17 protein-coding genes are annotated in these 14,250 nt (G+C 70.9%); 14 read left to right on the forward strand and 3 right to left on the reverse strand.

Features of this window, described 5'->3' with window-relative positions:
• Positions 1–54 precede the first annotated feature (54 nt).
• The 14 genes from ABD292_RS31830 (at position 55) to ABD292_RS31895 (ending at position 11,109) form a co-directional block, all read left to right on the forward strand.
• Entirely contained in the window at positions 55–951 is an 897-nt protein-coding gene (locus tag ABD292_RS31830; RefSeq protein WP_344213806.1) for a LysR family transcriptional regulator, read from the forward strand.
• A gap of 32 nt (positions 952–983) precedes the next feature.
• The gene (locus ABD292_RS31835) at positions 984–1,727 is read left to right on the forward strand and encodes a class I SAM-dependent methyltransferase (protein WP_344213808.1); all 744 of its coding nucleotides are present in this window, start codon (positions 984–986) and stop codon (positions 1,725–1,727) included.
• Between the two features lie 101 nt (positions 1,728–1,828).
• Complete coding sequence (locus ABD292_RS31840) at positions 1,829–2,122, forward strand: hypothetical protein (protein WP_344213810.1); 294 nt, start codon at positions 1,829–1,831, stop codon at positions 2,120–2,122.
• A 306-nt stretch (positions 2,123–2,428) separates the two neighbouring features.
• Positions 2,429–3,481, forward strand: a complete 1,053-nt coding sequence (locus ABD292_RS31845; RefSeq protein WP_344213812.1) for an EcsC family protein — start codon at positions 2,429–2,431, stop codon at positions 3,479–3,481.
• Between the two features lie 73 nt (positions 3,482–3,554).
• Positions 3,555–4,319 carry a trypsin-like peptidase domain-containing protein gene (locus ABD292_RS31850; RefSeq protein WP_344213814.1) on the forward strand — a complete coding sequence of 255 codons (765 nt, stop codon included), beginning with the start codon at positions 3,555–3,557 and terminating at the stop codon, positions 4,317–4,319.
• A gap of 59 nt (positions 4,320–4,378) precedes the next feature.
• Positions 4,379–4,501, forward strand: coding sequence for a hypothetical protein (locus ABD292_RS31855; protein ID WP_344213816.1), 123 nt, complete (start codon positions 4,379–4,381; stop codon positions 4,499–4,501).
• Between the two features lie 68 nt (positions 4,502–4,569).
• Complete coding sequence (locus ABD292_RS31860; protein WP_344213818.1) at positions 4,570–4,950, forward strand: hypothetical protein; 381 nt, start codon at positions 4,570–4,572, stop codon at positions 4,948–4,950.
• 67 nt (positions 4,951–5,017) lie between these two features.
• A complete protein-coding gene (locus tag ABD292_RS31865; RefSeq protein WP_344213820.1) occupies positions 5,018–5,533 on the forward strand; it encodes a hypothetical protein in 516 nt (171 codons plus the stop codon).
• A gap of 58 nt (positions 5,534–5,591) precedes the next feature.
• Positions 5,592–6,899, forward strand: coding sequence for a hypothetical protein (locus tag ABD292_RS31870; RefSeq protein WP_344213822.1), 1,308 nt, complete (start codon positions 5,592–5,594; stop codon positions 6,897–6,899).
• A gap of 55 nt (positions 6,900–6,954) precedes the next feature.
• Positions 6,955–8,163: an AAA family ATPase gene (locus ABD292_RS31875; protein ID WP_344213824.1), complete on the forward strand. Its 1,209-nt coding sequence runs from the start codon at positions 6,955–6,957 to the stop codon at positions 8,161–8,163.
• Positions 8,160–9,386, forward strand: a complete 1,227-nt coding sequence (locus ABD292_RS31880) for a vWA domain-containing protein (protein WP_344213826.1) — start codon at positions 8,160–8,162, stop codon at positions 9,384–9,386. Before ABD292_RS31875 ends, ABD292_RS31880 begins: the two co-directional genes overlap by 4 nt.
• A gap of 80 nt (positions 9,387–9,466) precedes the next feature.
• Positions 9,467–9,823, forward strand: coding sequence for a hypothetical protein (locus ABD292_RS31885; protein WP_344213828.1), 357 nt, complete (start codon positions 9,467–9,469; stop codon positions 9,821–9,823).
• 70 nt (positions 9,824–9,893) lie between these two features.
• A complete protein-coding gene (locus ABD292_RS31890; RefSeq protein WP_344213830.1) occupies positions 9,894–10,661 on the forward strand; it encodes a PAS domain S-box protein in 768 nt (255 codons plus the stop codon).
• Complete coding sequence (locus ABD292_RS31895; RefSeq protein ID WP_344213832.1) at positions 10,645–11,109, forward strand: hypothetical protein; 465 nt, start codon at positions 10,645–10,647, stop codon at positions 11,107–11,109. The genes ABD292_RS31890 and ABD292_RS31895 overlap by 17 nt, the downstream gene beginning before the upstream one ends.
• Before the next feature lie 9 nt (positions 11,110–11,118).
• On the opposite strand, the gene ABD292_RS31900 is transcribed toward ABD292_RS31895, so the two are convergent.
• From ABD292_RS31900 to ABD292_RS31910, 3 genes are all read right to left on the reverse strand, one after another.
• Positions 11,119–12,099 (reverse strand): LLM class flavin-dependent oxidoreductase, encoded by a 981-nt coding sequence (locus tag ABD292_RS31900; protein ID WP_344213834.1) that lies wholly within the window; start codon positions 12,097–12,099, stop codon positions 11,119–11,121.
• Positions 12,100–12,207: 108 nt separating this feature from the next.
• Positions 12,208–13,521, reverse strand: coding sequence for a glycoside hydrolase family 6 protein (locus ABD292_RS31905; protein WP_344213836.1), 1,314 nt, complete (start codon positions 13,519–13,521; stop codon positions 12,208–12,210).
• A 138-nt stretch (positions 13,522–13,659) separates the two neighbouring features.
• Positions 13,660–14,238 (reverse strand): TetR/AcrR family transcriptional regulator, encoded by a 579-nt coding sequence (locus ABD292_RS31910; protein ID WP_344213838.1) that lies wholly within the window; start codon positions 14,236–14,238, stop codon positions 13,660–13,662.
• Between the last annotated feature and the right edge of the window lie 12 nt (positions 14,239–14,250).

Here is a 14,250-nt window from a genome sequence, read left to right on the forward strand (position 1 = left end):
CGGCTGTCCAAGATCTGTTCTGTGCCGCCGATACCGTACGGGTATCGTCCCACCATGGAGCTACGCACGCTGCGCTACTTCGTGGCGGTCGCCGACGAACTCCACTTCGGCCGGGCCGCCGCCCGGCTGCACATGAGTCAGCCGCCGCTCAGCCGGGCGATCAAGCAACTGGAGAACGAGGTCGGCGCCGCGCTGTTCGACCGCGCGCCCTCCGGCGTCTCGCTCACCCCGGTGGGGGCCGTGCTGCTGGACGAGGCGCGGGCCCTGCTCGACCAGGCCGACCGGTTGCGCGTACGCGTGGCCGCGGCGGCCGGCACCGCGGCCATCACGGTGGGTCTCCTGGGGGACACCTCCGACCCGGCCGCGGCCCGGCTGGCCGCCGCCTACCGCCGTCTCCACCCGCAGGTCGAGGTCCGCATCCGTGAGACCGACCTGACCGATCCCACCTGCGGCCTGCACGCCGGGCTGGTCGACGTGGCCCTGACCCGCGGGCCGTTCGACGAGACCGGCCTGACCGTACGGGAGTTGCGCGCCGACCCGGTGGGCGCGCTGGTGCGCGCGGACGATCCACTGGCCGGCCGCGAAAGCGTGAAGCTGGCCGATCTGGCCGACCGCCGCTGGTTCCTGTTCCCGGAGGGCACGGACCCCGCCTGGCAGACGTACTGGAACGGAGGGACGCCTCGGGAGGGCCCGGTGGTGCGTGCCGTACAGGAGTGCAGGCAGGCCGTTCTCTGGAACGGCACGGTCGGCATGACCCTCCTGAACCACCCGCAGGCGGACGGGCTCGCCGTGGTGCCGCTGATCGACATGCCGCCGAGCCGCGCGGTGGTGGCGTGGAACGAGGGCGACACGAATCCGCTGATCCGCTCGTTCGTCCGGCTCGCGGTCGCCGCCTATCGCGACGGAGGTCACGGAACCGAGCTGAGCACCCGTCCCACCCGAATCCAGTAGCTGGTCTCCTCGGGCCTCATTAGCGTGACCAGATGCTCAGCTACGACGAACTTGTCGAACAAGCCCTGTACGCCTCCCTGCGCGGCTGGGACTTCAGCTGGTTACGCGGCAGAACGAGTGGCGGGAGCCCGTCATGGCGATACACCGAGCGGGCCTCAGCGCTTCTCTCGGCGGCACCGCGGCTGCTCGACCTGGACACCGGCGGCGGTGAAGTCCTGGCTTCCCTAGCTCCACTGCCTCGTCACACTGTGGCGATGGAAGCATGGCGGCCTAACATCGCCATCGCCGCCGAGCGGCTTCGACCGCTCAACGCCACCGTGCTTGGCGGTACAGCGAATGCCATCCCCGTGAGCGAGGCCACCTTCGATCTCGTGCTCAACAGGCACGGCGCGTTGAACGCTGCCGAGGCCGCCCGAGTTCTCACCCCCGGCGGCCGGCTTCTCACCCAACAAGTCGGCACCCGGAATGATCTGGAGCTGAACATCGCCCTTGGCGCGCCTCTCCCCGATCCAGAGGCATGGACGCTGGCCGTCGCAGTGGATCGCCTTCGCCACTACGGATTTCACGTCCTGGATGCTCGCGAAGAGACGATCGACTATGTCTTCCATGACATAGGTGCCGTGATCTTCCACCTGCGAGCCGTCCCGTGGCAGATTCCCGACTTCGATCACGAACGCTATGAGGGGCCACTACAGAGCCTCCATGAGCGCATCTGTTCGCAGGGTGAATTCACCGTTCGTAACCACCGTTTTCTCATCGAGGCCGTACTGCTATGACCAGCGGCGGGAGATGCTGCATTGACTACAGGTCTTGACGGTGCTCATGGCCGGTGATCACCTGAAGATGTTCTCCTTCCCGAATGTGAGGAGCATCCACAATGCAGATCCGCCGATTACATTCCGCTGTATTCGCCGTGGCGCTGGGCGCCAGCATCCTGGCCGGCGCCGCGCCTGCCTTCGCCGGCACCCAGACCAGCACGGCCGTGGCCACCGCGGGCTGGCCGACGCCGGACTGGTACCTGCAAGGCCCCTACTCGACCCTGGCCGACTGCGAAGTCGCCTTCGAGGACGCTGCGCAGAACGGTCAATACACCGCGCTCGTCGGCTGTCACTGGTTCCGCGGAGGTGGCGTTTGGCGGGCGGGTTACTACTACGAGGTTTACATTCCCTGATCATCCAAGGCTCACTGGGCAGTGATCAGCCTCGTCAGGAATCTCGTGCCACCTGCCTCGCCCTCGCCGCACACAGCAGCAGCAAGGCCCGCTTCCAAATGCCCCTGGAGCGGGCCTTTTCTCTCCTCGCGCCGGAGAGGGCGGTTCGCGAGCCGATGCCCGATCACGGATTGCGATCGTAGGAATTTATAGCGTTACAGCCAGTCGGCGGACTCGGTTGTGCTGGGATGACGGCGTGAGCGAGCCGCTCATCCGCCACGACCTGCTGTCAGCTGGGCGGTTCCAACGATTCCGTGAGGGGCGTGGATGCGGGAAGACATGTCCGACTACGAGACCCGGGCCTGGTCCACCTTGCTCGACACCGAGCGGAAGCGCCGCGGCAGCTTACGAGCACGCGCGGCCAGCAAGGTGGCACTCGTCACCAAGCGTGCCGGCGAGCAGATCAGGAAGGTCCCCGGCGCGGTGAAGGTCATGGACCTCGGTGACGAGACCATGGTCAAGGCGCTGGAGGGCGGCTTCAAGGCCGTCTTTCTGCCCGCGGTGCGTTCGGCATCGCTGGAGAAACGCGTCGAGAAACTGCGTCGCAGACACCAGGATCTGGGCGCGGAGTCGCCGTTCAAGTCGCTCGATCTCAAGGACCTCGACAAAGGCCGGCCCACGGTGACCATTCCGTTCATCGGGGTGCTCCAATCCGGCGTCGCCTCCGTCGTGGTGACCGGAGCGACGGTCAGCACGACGGTGAGCGGCGGCACGACAGCCGGGGTCGCGGTCGTGGCGGTGGCGTCGGACACGGTGATCTCGCTGGCTCTCCTCGGCCGCGCCGTCGCCGAGGTCGCCGTCCACTACGGCTACGACCCTCGGGAACCCGAAGAGGAGTTGTTCCTGATGGGCGTCCTGAACTACAGCATGGCGTCGTCGTCCGCGAGCAGGACGGCTGCTCTCGCGAGCCTGTCACGCCTCACCCAGATGATGATGCGCCGCGCGACATGGAAGCAGTTGAGCAGGGAGCCTCTCGTCCAGGTCATCCTGCAGATCTTCAAGCTGCTCGGGCTGAGGCTCACCAAGGCGCGGCTCGCCAACATCGTGCCGATCGCCGGCGGCATCCTCACCGCAGGGCTCAGCTTCAACATGCTCTATTCGGCCATCGACGACGCGACGCGGCTCTACCGCGCCCGCTATCTGACGGAGAAGCACGGGCTGTCCTGGGAGGAATGGATCACCGAGCCGACGTCGGTGGCCGAAGCCGCGGAGCCCACCACAGTCGTGGATGCGACGGCGGTCGAGATCGACGACCTCCTTGCTGAGGTCATCGCCGGCGAGGAGGAGTCCGGGTACGCCCCGACTGCCGTGGACGACTGACTCCGGGTGCAGCGTGACATGGCCGTCATCTGGCGTCGGTAGCTTGATCGAACCTGCGGCGGGGAGAGGCGTGATGCGTTGGTTCTGGTTGCTCCTCGCTCTCGTCCTGGCCGGTTGCTCGGCCACGGTGCCTTCTTCGCCGACGTCCGTCCGTTCTCCGACGGCAGCCGGCGAGGTGGCGGCCCCGGCGAAGGCACCCGGCGGCGAGCAGAGCGTGGTGCACATCTCGGGAGAAGCGCCGTCGTGCGATGTGAGGCTCAAGGGGACGGGTTTTGTGTACGCCCCTCAGCGGGTGGTGACCGCGGCACACGTGGTGGCCGGCGTCATCCCGGTGGCTCCCGTCGTCACCACTGCTGACGGCGAGGTGTACGAGGGCCGCGTCGTGGCGTTCGATCCTGATGCCGACGCCGCGGTCCTGTACGTGCCCAAGCTTCCTGCGCCTCCGCTGCGCATCACCCGGATGTCCACGTTTCCGCTGCGCATCCCCGGGGTGTCGCTCGGCGATGCCCGCATGCTGAGCTACCCGAAAGGCGCGAAGCATGTCGTGACCCAGCAGGTCAAGATCGAGGAGCGCATCGAGGGCGAAAGCCAGGACATCTACGAGAAACACGATGTGAGCAGGATGATGTTCGCGGTCTCCGGTCCCATGAGCACGGGTGTGAGCGGTGCCCCGCTGATCGTCGAAGACGGCACGGTCGGCGGAATGATGGTCGCGATGGCGAAGGATGACTCGGACCGCGGATATGCGCTGGCCGCCGAGGAAATCCTTCCGGTCGCCAACGAAGCGACCAATGCCACGAGGCATGTCTCGACCAGGAAGTGTCGTAGGGACCGCTGAGTAGTCCCCCTTCAGGTGTCTGTCCTGGTGGCAGGCTTTGCCCGTGAACAGTGGCCCTGGTGGTCATCGCCGTCGTCGCCTGGAGGCGGCGGCGTCACGGGGGCGTGGTGATGCAGGGCGTGGCGCTCGCGGTGGTGGCGGTGCTTGTTGTGATGTGGGAACCGTACGTTTCGCTGCATTGATGGCATCGCCAGAAGGTTCCTCCGTCCGGGAGAATGGCGCTGTGGCGAATTCCGTTGAGGCACCCCCCATGCCGATCACCCTCAAGGCGGTTCGTATTCTCATCACGATCCAGGTGGCATTCGGCCTGGTGGGCGCCGGGCTCTTCCTGGCTCTTTTCTTCTCGAGCTTTGCTTGGCAGTACCTGCTCGTACTGGCGTTCGTCGCGGGAAGCACGGCCCTTCTCGGATGGCTGCTCAGCCAGTGGAACAGTCGCCGGATCTACCTGCGCTGGTCGCTCGTCGCCATGCAGGTGGTGCCGGCCGGCGTCGAGGTCGTGGACATGGTCCTCTATTCCACCGTCGACTGGCGGTCGGTGGCCGTCGGAAACAGTCTCGGCTGGGTGGTGGTCGTTCTGCTCTTGTTGCCCTCGGCCGGGCGGTGGTTCGACAAGCCCCGTGAGCTTCGGTAATTACGCCCGCAGGGTGCGTGATCCTGCTCTGCCTTTTCGGTGGCGGGTGTCGGCTTTGCGTTCCTGCGTGCAGTTGTACCGGCCCCTCGGATTTCGGGCGACGCTGGGCTATCTGGAGGCCAAGGCGGGCCGGTTTCAGCGGGAGGAGTCGGCGTTGTTGCGGGCGTTGGAGCTGGTCGAGGCCAGTCGGGCGGCTCGGCAGGTCGCGGTGCGGGATTATGCGGCGAGGCGGCTGGAGGCCAAGAAGCGTGGTCGGCGGGTGCCGGGGGCAGGGGAAATCGATCCGAATGTTCAGGCGCGTTTCTACTGGTACGGCGCTCCTCGCGAAGCCGCTCTTTTCGCGTTGTGGTTCTGGCGTGAGCGTCGTCCGAGTGAGTCGATGCCGGCGGAGCTCGTTGAATGCGTTGAGGAATGCCTTCGGGCGACGGCCGGGCAACGTGATGCTCTCCTGGGACGGATCAGGGAGGTCGAGTCGCGGCTCCAGTCGTGGGAGTTGTTGCAGGTCGTACGGCACGTCGAGGTCGCTCTGGGATTGTGGACGGATTCGGGCTTGATCGAGACGGGGGCCGTGGCTATATCCTGATCGGGATGAACCTCTCTTTCAGCAGATTGGGGGTCCCGTTCGCGCAAGGTGAGTGCTGATGCGCTCCATGATCGCGGACGAGGATTCTCGCCTTCTTCTCTGGCTGCGCGTGCGCGAGTTCGCCGTGCCGCCCACCATGATCGAACGTGCGACCGCCCGCCGTACCGTCGGCGACTGGGCGGGGGCGTGCGCCGCGGCGCGCGTGGACGTCGATCTCGACCTGCGTTCCGTGGCCCGCGTTCATGGGCACGAGGTCGCGGCGCGCGTACGGGATGATCTCCGGCATCTGGCTCCTGAGCTGCTGCGCTGGCACCTGCCGCGGGTCGCGCCCGACGGTCTGCTGCGGCCTGGGCTGACCGTCGCGCTCGCGAGGTACGCGCCCGGGTTGCGGCTCGTGGCGCGTACGCCGCCGGTCCGGGCGGCGGCGGGGCAGCGGTTCGGCCTGGAGCTGTGGGACGCGGACCGGCCGGTGGCGCGCGGGCATCCGCATCCGCGGCCTCATCGGTGTTTCCGGCTCGACCTGCATCGTCACCTGTGGGACGTACGCAGGGTGCATGAACTACGGACGCGGTCGGGCGCCGGGGGGCCGGGCGGGTGCGCCGTGGATCGGTGGCCGGACGAGGCGCGGCTGCTGCTGCGGGCGGACAGGCAGGACGGGCAGGACGGGCAGGGCGGACAGTGCGGTGACGCGGTCGTCGTGCGGCTCGGCGGGCGGCGGCGGCTGTTGCTGGACCTGTCGGCGCCGGAGCCCCGCATCACGACAGGCGGCGGTGCCGGGCTGCCGATGTTGCCGGACGCGGCGACATGGGTGCTGCCTGACCTGGCGCTGCTGCGGGCGGGGCTGATCGAGGCCGATCGGCTGCATCCGCTGGTCGCGGCGGCGCTCGTCCCCGGACACACGGCGACGAGTTACCCGAAGCCCACGGAAGGCGGCATGCAGCTGGTCCGGTGCCGTGATGCCCTGCATCGGGTCGGGCTCGTGGACGGGGTGCTCGTGCCGCTCGATCACTCGGCCGACGAGGTGCGCCGCGAGCAGCTGCTGGCGGCGCTGGGCGGCACCCCGCTGCCCTGCCTGGCGGCGATCGAGCTGGCGCACCGCGATCCGAGCTCGCTCGACGACGTACGGGGGCGGCTGGAGCACGGCGACGTCGCCGGCGCGCTGGCCGTCGTCGAGCGGCTGCTCGGGCCGGGTGCCTCGCTGCCCGACGGCCCGCTGCGGGACGAGCTGGAGTGGGCGGCCCGGCGTCGGGTGGCTCATGGGCTGTTCCGGGCGGAGCTGGACGAGCTCGGGCCCGCCCCCACTCGCCGCTCCCAGAGGCCCGGCCGTTCCCAGAGGCCCGGCCGTTCCTCCCGGCGTACGCGCTGATCCCCGGGCCGCCGCGGCCCGCACATCGAGACCTTCAAAGGTGATCCCCTTGTCCATGGACGTCGCTGCCGACCTGCTCGCCCTCCTCCACGACACCACCACGGAACCCCGCGCCGACCCTCAGCTGGAGGCGCTGGCCCTGGCCGTCGCGGCCGACCTGCCGGTGCTGCTCTGGGGCGAGCCGGGCATCGGCAAGACCGCCGCGCTGACACAGCTCGCCGACTCCCTCGACCTGCCGCTGACGACGGTGATCGCCAGCGTGCACGAGCCGTCCGACTTCTCCGGCCTGCCGGTGGTCGGGGACGATCCCGCGACGCAGGGCGTCCCGATGGCCCCGCCGGACTGGGCGGTGCACCTCGCGCGGGAGGGGCGGGGGCTGCTCTTCCTGGACGAGTTGTCCACCGCGCCGCCGGCCGTCCAGGCCGCGCTGCTGCGGCTCGTGCTGGAACGGCGGGTCGGCGCCCTGCGGCTGCCGCCGGGCGTACGGATCGTGGCGGCGGCCAACCCGCGCTCGTCGGCCGCCGACGGCTGGGAGCTCAGCCCGCCGCTCGCCAACCGGTTCGTGCACCTGCGGTGGGCCCACGATCACGACGTCGTGGTACGCGGCCTCGCCGGCACCTGGCCACGGGCGTCCCTGCCGCGCCTCGACCCGGCGCGGCTGGCCGAGGCGGTGGCGTTCGCCAGGCGGGCGGTGTGCGGGCTGCTCGCCGCCCGTCCCGCCCTCGTGCACCAGCTCCCCCAGAACGAGGCCCGCCGTGGCGGCCCCTGGCCCTCGCCACGGAGCTGGGACATGGCGCTGCGCCTGGTCGCCTTCGCCACGGCGGCGGGCACGTCGCGCGAAGTGCTGTCCATGCTGGTCAGGGGCACGGTCGGGGACGGCCCCGGGCTGGAGCTGCTGGCCTCGATGGACCGGATGGACCTGCCGGACCCCGAGGCGCTGCTGGCGGACCCCGCGGGGGCGGAGCTGCCGGAGCGCGGTGACCTGCGGCAGGCCGTGCTCGACGGCGTGGTGGAGGCGGTGCGGAGACGTCCGGACAAGCCGCGGTGGGACGCGGCGTGGGCGGTTCTGGGCCGGGCGCTGGAGAGCGGGCCGCCGGATCTGGTCGTGGTGCCGGCGTCCACGCTCGCGGCGCTGCGGCGGGCGGGCTGGGACGTCCCCGCGTCGATCGACAGGCTCGCCGGCGTGGTGTCCCTGAGCAGGCAGGCGGACCTGGCCGCGGCCCGGGTGGCGGCGAGGCAGAGCGAATGGAGGCAGGGCGGATGACGGACACGAGGGAGAAGGTGTTCGCCGCCCGGCTGTACGCCGCCCGCGCCCGCCCCTATCTGGCGACGGCGCTGTACGCGCTGCACGTGGTCGAGTCGCGGCGGGTGCCGACGATGGCCGTGGACCGGCACTGGCGCTGCTACGTCTCGCCGGCGTTCGTCGCCATGACCCCGGTCGAGGAGCTGGCGGCGGTCTGGGTCCATGAGGTCTCGCACCTGCTGCGCGACCACCACGGGCGCGGCGACCGGGTCGCGGCCGAGCGAGGGCTCACCGGGCCGGGCGAGCGGCTGCGCATGAACATCGCCGCCGACCTGGAGATCAACGACGACGTGTACGGCGACGGGCTGGCCCGCCCGGACGGCGCCGCCAAGCCGGCCGACCTGGGGCTCCCCGAGGGCGAGCTGATGGAGGACTACCTGCGCATGTTCCGGCTGGGACCGTACACGCAGGATCTGGCCTGGCTGGACTGCGGCAGCGGCGCCGACGGGCTGGACCGGGACTGGGACCTCGGGCCGGACGGCGCTGACGGGCTCAGCGAGCAGGAACGGGACGCCGTACGCTTCCGGGTCGCCCAGGGCATCGCCGCCCGCCCGGGGAGCGTGCCGAAGGGGTGGCGGCGGTGGGCCGAGGAGGCGTTCCATCCGCCCCAGCCGTGGCGGGAGCTGCTCGGGGCGGCGATCCGCGCGGCCGCCTCCGGCCCCGGGGCGGGCGACGACTACACCTACGGCCGGCCGGCGCGGCGCTCGGCCGCGCTGCCCGGCGTCGTCCTGCCGAGTCTTCGGCGCCGGCCGCCGCGGGTCGCCGTGGTCGTCGACACGTCGGGGTCGGTCAGTGACGCCGAGCTGGGCAGCGCGCTGCTGGAGGTCGCGGCGATCGTCCGCGCGGTGGGCGGGCGGCGCGACCTGGTCAGCGTGGTGTCGTGCGACGCGGCGGCCGGGGTGGTGCAGCCGCTGTGCCGGGCCGAGGGGCTCGCGCTGGTGGGCGGCGGCGGGACGGACCTGCGCCGGGGGTTCGCGCGGGCGCTCAGGACGGAGCCGCGGCCGGACGTCGTGGTGGTGCTCACCGACGGGCAGACCCCGTGGCCGGAGGCGCGGCCGGCCTGCCGGACGGTGGTGGGGCTGTTCCCCCGGGAGCGGCGGGCGTCGTGGCGCGAGGACGACCCCGGCTACGTGCCGGACCGGCCGCCCGCCTGGGCCCGCGTGGTGGCGATAGACGCGGCGTGAGCGGGTCGTCACGGAGCTGGCATACTCGGGGAGTGCCCGCCTGTGTCCCGCGCGAGGATGCCTGTTGTATCGGCGGCGCCGTGCCCACGATGGTGCTCAGAGCGGCCGCGCCCGTCGTCCAGCTTCCCCGGTTCCGGCTGGTCGGCGACGGCAGGCCGGCGACGTGTTCGGGCTTCGTGCTCACGCCCGGCGTGACCTTCGCCCTGGTCGAGGGGCCGGGGAGGTTCCGGCTCCTGGTGGAGGGGATCACGCACCTCGACGAGGCCGACGGGCGTTTCGCCTGGCTCGGCCACGTGGAGCGGGCCGGCGGCGCGGTGATCGCGGTGGTGGACCGGCGGGACGTCGCGCACGACTGGGCGGGGCTCGCGGCGGACGGCCGGGCCAGAGGTGGTTATGTGCCGATCGTCCGGCGGGCCGACAGGTTAAGGACAACCTAGCCGGAAATTGGAAAGCCGAAAGGTAAATCATGCCATCCCATTGCTAACTATCTGGATTAGTATCACCACTGTGGGTGACGACCTGGCGGCGCGGCTGGTGCGCAGAATCGGGCGGCGCGGGGCGTCGCTGGTCTTCGTCGGGCTGCTCAGCCTGGTGATCGGCGCTTCGCTGGTGTTCGCCGAGCCCGAGCAGCGCACCATGCCCGCCTTCACCATCCTGGCCGGGCTCGCCCCGCTGTCCGTCTGGGCCGCCGCCTGGTTCGCGGTCGGCGTGTTGTGCCTGGTGCAGACGTTCATGCGGTCCGACAGGATCGCCTTCGCCGCGGCCACCGCCCTGCTGCTGATGTACGGCCTGATCTTCCTGTCCTCCACCATCACCGGGCAGAACCCGCGCGGCTGGGTGACGGGGGCGGTCTGGCTGGCCTTCGGCGGCTGGATCGCGCTCATCGCCACCTGGCCGGAGGCGGCGCACCTGACCCGGGTGCCGGTGTCCGGCGGGGCCGCCATCGTCGTCGCCGACGACGCCGGCACCATCCTGTCGTGGAACCCCCAGGCCAAGAGGATGTTCGGCTGGAGCACGGACGAGGCCGTCGGCCGCCCGCTGACGGCGCTCATGCCCGACCGCTACCGGGCGCGGCACGACGAGGGGCTGGCCCGGGTCCGCGCCAAGGGCAGATCCGACCTTTCCGGCGAGATCATCCCGCTGATGGGGCTGCGCCGCGACGGCACCGAGTTCCCGATCTCGCTGACGGTCAACGCCTGGCACACCGACGACGGCATCACCTACACCGGCGTGATCCGGGCCTTGGGAGGAGGCCGTGGTGTCCGGGATCGCTGACGTGCTCACCCAGATCGCCATCGGGGTGGTCCCCCTCGGGGTGGCCTATCTCGCGTTCAAGTCCGCGACGGACGCCAACAGGAAGACCCAGCAGACCGCGTTGATGCAGGCCGAGCGGCAGGCGGAGCTGGAGCGTTCCAAGGTGGACGCGGAGGCGTTCACCCGCGCGAAGATCATCTACGAGGACGCGCTGAGCCAGATGGAGCGGCAGATGGAGCGCGTGCAGAGCCAGGCGACGCGGCTCGGCGCCGACCTGCTGGCCGAGCAGAGCAGCTCCACCGCGATGCGCGACCACATCCGCCGCCTTCAGGCGCAGATCCGCGCCCTGGAGCGCACGGTCGTCGCGCTGCGCACGCAGCTCGTCGCGGCCGGGCTGACGCCCGCGCCGGTCTCGGAGGCCACCGGCCCCTACGCGGTCAACCTCCAGCGCCCGCGTCCGGAGGACTGAGGAAGGGCGTCAGAGCTCGTACGCCTGCGCCAGCAGCTCGGCCGAACGCAGCCACAGCTTCCGGTCGGGGGCGGAGAAGGCGACGATCAGCTCGTCGGCGCGCGCGTGCTCGGCGAAGCGATCCACATACTCCTTGACCTCGGCCTGGTCGCCGACCGCCGTGTACTTCATCATCTGCAGGAGCTGCTGCCCGGCGGGCGATTCGAGGATCATGTCCGCCTCCTCCGGCGTGAACGTACGGCCCCGCCCGAGGAACCTGCTCACCCGCAGCCGCTTGGCCTCCAGGAACTGCTCGCGCGCCTCCTCGCCGGTGTCGGCGGCGATGACGTTGAGCGCGGCGATCACGTACGGCCGGTCGAGCTGCGCGGACGGCTTGAACTCGGTGCGGTAGACGGTGACCGCCTCCTCCAGCGCCGCCGGCGCGAAGTGCGAGGCGAAGGCGTACGGCAGCCCGAGCATGGCGGCGAGCTGCGCCCCGAACAGGGAGGAGCCGAGGATGTACAGCGGCACGTTCGTGCCCTTGCCCGGGGTGGCGTGGACGCCGGGGATGCGGGTCTCGCCGGTCAGGTAGCCCTGGAGCTCCAGCACGTCCTGCGGGAACGTGTCGGCGGACGACGGGGTGCGGCGCAGGGCGCGCATGGTGTTCTGGTCGCTGCCGGGGGCGCGGCCGAGGCCGAGGTCGATGCGGCCCGGGTGCAGGGTCTCCAGGGTGCCGAACTGCTCGGCGATCGTCAGCGGCGAGTGGTTCGGGAGCATGACGCCGCCCGCGCCGAGGCGGATCGTCCGGGCGTGAGCGGCGATGTGGGCGATGAGCACGCTGGTCGCCGAGGAGGCGATGCTGTCCATGTTGTGGTGCTCGGCGTACCAGACGCGGCGGTAGCCCAGCTCCTCCGCGCGCTGCGCCAGGGTAACGCTGGCGGCGAAGCTGTCCGCGGCCGTCTCGCCGTCGCCGATGTGCGCCAGATCGAGGATGGACAGCGGCAAAGCCATGGGTACGCGCCTTTCGTCGATGATCTGGCTTTCTGCAACAGCGACGAGGGCGCGGATATTTCAGCCGCCCCGCCGGGCCCCGAGGCGTGGGGCCCGGCGGGGCGACGGTCAGGACGCGGTGCAGGTCACCTGCGACGGGGTGGTGTTCTGGCCGCTGGAGTTGACCAGGAAGCCGAACGTCGTCCCGGCGCCGGCGGACAGGCTGCCGTTCCAGGACAGGTTGGTGACGGTGACGGCGCTGGAGCCGGAGAGGTTGCCGTTCCAGAGCTGGGTGATGGTCTGGCCGTTCGGCAGCGTGAAGCCCACCCGCCAGCCGGAGATCGCCGACGAGCCGGTGTTCTTGACGGCGACCTCACCTTGATAGCCGCCCTGCCACTGGCTGGCGATCCGGTACGTGGCGGTGCAGCCGGAGGGGCCGTTGGTGGGAGTGTCCGTGGGGGTCACGGTCGGGGTCGGGCCGTCCGTGGGCGGCGGGGCCGCCATGGCGAGATCGTACGCCCGCTGCGGCACGAACTGCCCGGCCGCCGCGATGCACCCGTCCGCCTCGCCGGGCGGCTTGACCCAGAGGAAGGCGTCGATCGCGGAGTCTCCGGTGTTCGTGGTGCTCCAGGTGCCGGTGGCGCGGCCGCCCGGGTCGCACCACTCGCTGCCGGACGGGCCGTTGCCGTTGCGGCTGGTGTCGATGACGGCCTTGAGCCGGGAGACGCCGGTCGCGGAGATCACGCTCTTCGCGTACGACACCAGGCCGGGCGTCGAGCGGTAGTTGGAGGTGTTGAGCGCGATGCCGTCGGCGCTGTTCGCGACGTCGGCGCCGTTGAGCCGGGAGGCGGCCTCGGAGGCAGACAGCCAGGCGTCGTGGCCGATGTCGAAGTAGACCTTGGCCTGGCCGCGCAACTTCTTGCCCGCGTACGCCATGGACGCCTTGACCTGGGCCTGCTCGGAGGCGTTCATGCAGTTGGTCATGATGGCCAGGGCGTCGGGCTCCAGGATGACGGTGGCCGGGCGGCCGGCCAGGCCGAGCGCGATCTGGTCGATCCAGGCCCGGTAGGAGGAGTGGTCGGGGGCGCCGCCGGCGCTCGCGCCGCCGCAGTCGCGGTTGGGCATGGCGTACACGACCATGATGGGGGTCTTGCCGGCCGAGGCGGCGGCGCCGACGTAGGCGTCGACCTGGCTGCGCACGGTGGACGGGTTGTAGCTGGCGAACCAGCGGCCCTGCGGCACGGCGGCGATGCGGTCCCTGATGACGGGGGTGCGGCTGTCGCCCGGGTTGGCGGCCACCCACTTGGCGGCGTTGGTCTGGGGGTCGACGTAGAAAGCGGAGTCGGCGGCCTGGGCGGTGGACGAGGACATGACGACCGCCCCGGCCGCGGCCATGGCGGCCGCCGTGAGGAACGCCGCGAGCACGGGCCTTCTGCGAGACATGCGATCACTCCGTTGGTTGTGTGGGAGCGCTCCCACCGGCACCACGGATGCTAGGTAGCCGTTCACGCCGCCTCAAAGACCTCCGACCGATCGCGGGCACGTCTCCGCAGGCCAGACCGGGCGCGAAAGGTGAAACTTTCACTCCTCCAGGCAGGCGCGGAAGACCGCCGTGAGCCGGTCCACGTCGCGCTCCGTGGGGACCGAGGGACCGAGGCGGCGGCGCGTGGCGCCCACGCCGAGGACGACGGCGGTGGCCATGCGGGCCCGCGCCAGCGCGTCGGGGCCGCCGCCGAGCCGGGCCTGCAACGGCTGGAGCACCGCGGTGATCAGGCGTTCGCGGCCCACGTCCACGATCTCGGGATGACGGGCCGAACGTTCGAGCGCACGCAGGATCGGGCTGTCCGGGGGGCGGCGCATGCGCTCGGCGGCGTACTCGGCCAGCCGGCGCGGCAGCTCCGCACGCCCGCCTTCGAGCAGCCAGTCGATGGTGGGCTCGCCCTCCAGGACCGCGGCGAACAGCCCGGCCTTGGAGCCGAAGTAGCGGCCGACCAGCGCGATGTTCGCGTCGGCGGCGGCGGCGATCATGCGGACCGTCACCTGCTCGTATCCCTGCTCCCCGAACAGCGTGCGCGCCGCCTGCAGGATGCGCTCGCGCGTGGCCTCGCGCCCGCGCGGCCTGCTCTCGGTCGCCTGGCTCTCGGTCACCTGGGCCTCCATGTTCCGCACTCT

The organism is Nonomuraea bangladeshensis, assembly GCF_039529455.1.
GTDB classification, from domain to species: domain Bacteria; phylum Actinomycetota; class Actinomycetes; order Streptosporangiales; family Streptosporangiaceae; genus Nonomuraea; species Nonomuraea bangladeshensis.

Bases quoted from the DNA above. Each gene is read 5' to 3' on its own strand.
- ABD292_RS31830 (WP_344213806.1), top strand. From the start codon at position 55: ATGGAGCTACGCACGCTGCGCTACTTCGTGGCGGTCGCCGACGAACTC.
- ABD292_RS31835 (WP_344213808.1), top strand. From the start codon at position 984: ATGCTCAGCTACGACGAACTTGTCGAACAAGCCCTGTACGCCTCCCTG.
- ABD292_RS31840 (WP_344213810.1), top strand. From the start codon at position 1,829: ATGCAGATCCGCCGATTACATTCCGCTGTATTCGCCGTGGCGCTGGGC.
- ABD292_RS31845 (WP_344213812.1), top strand. From the start codon at position 2,429: ATGCGGGAAGACATGTCCGACTACGAGACCCGGGCCTGGTCCACCTTG.
- ABD292_RS31850 (WP_344213814.1), top strand. From the start codon at position 3,555: ATGCGTTGGTTCTGGTTGCTCCTCGCTCTCGTCCTGGCCGGTTGCTCG.
- ABD292_RS31860 (WP_344213818.1), top strand. From the start codon at position 4,570: ATGCCGATCACCCTCAAGGCGGTTCGTATTCTCATCACGATCCAGGTG.
- ABD292_RS31870 (WP_344213822.1), top strand. From the start codon at position 5,592: ATGCGCTCCATGATCGCGGACGAGGATTCTCGCCTTCTTCTCTGGCTG.
- ABD292_RS31875 (WP_344213824.1), top strand. From the start codon at position 6,955: ATGGACGTCGCTGCCGACCTGCTCGCCCTCCTCCACGACACCACCACG.
- ABD292_RS31880 (WP_344213826.1), top strand. From the start codon at position 8,160: ATGACGGACACGAGGGAGAAGGTGTTCGCCGCCCGGCTGTACGCCGCC.
- ABD292_RS31900 (WP_344213834.1), bottom strand. From the start codon at position 12,099: ATGGCTTTGCCGCTGTCCATCCTCGATCTGGCGCACATCGGCGACGGC.
- ABD292_RS31905 (WP_344213836.1), bottom strand. From the start codon at position 13,521: ATGTCTCGCAGAAGGCCCGTGCTCGCGGCGTTCCTCACGGCGGCCGCC.
- ABD292_RS31910 (WP_344213838.1), bottom strand. From the start codon at position 14,238: ATGGAGGCCCAGGTGACCGAGAGCCAGGCGACCGAGAGCAGGCCGCGC.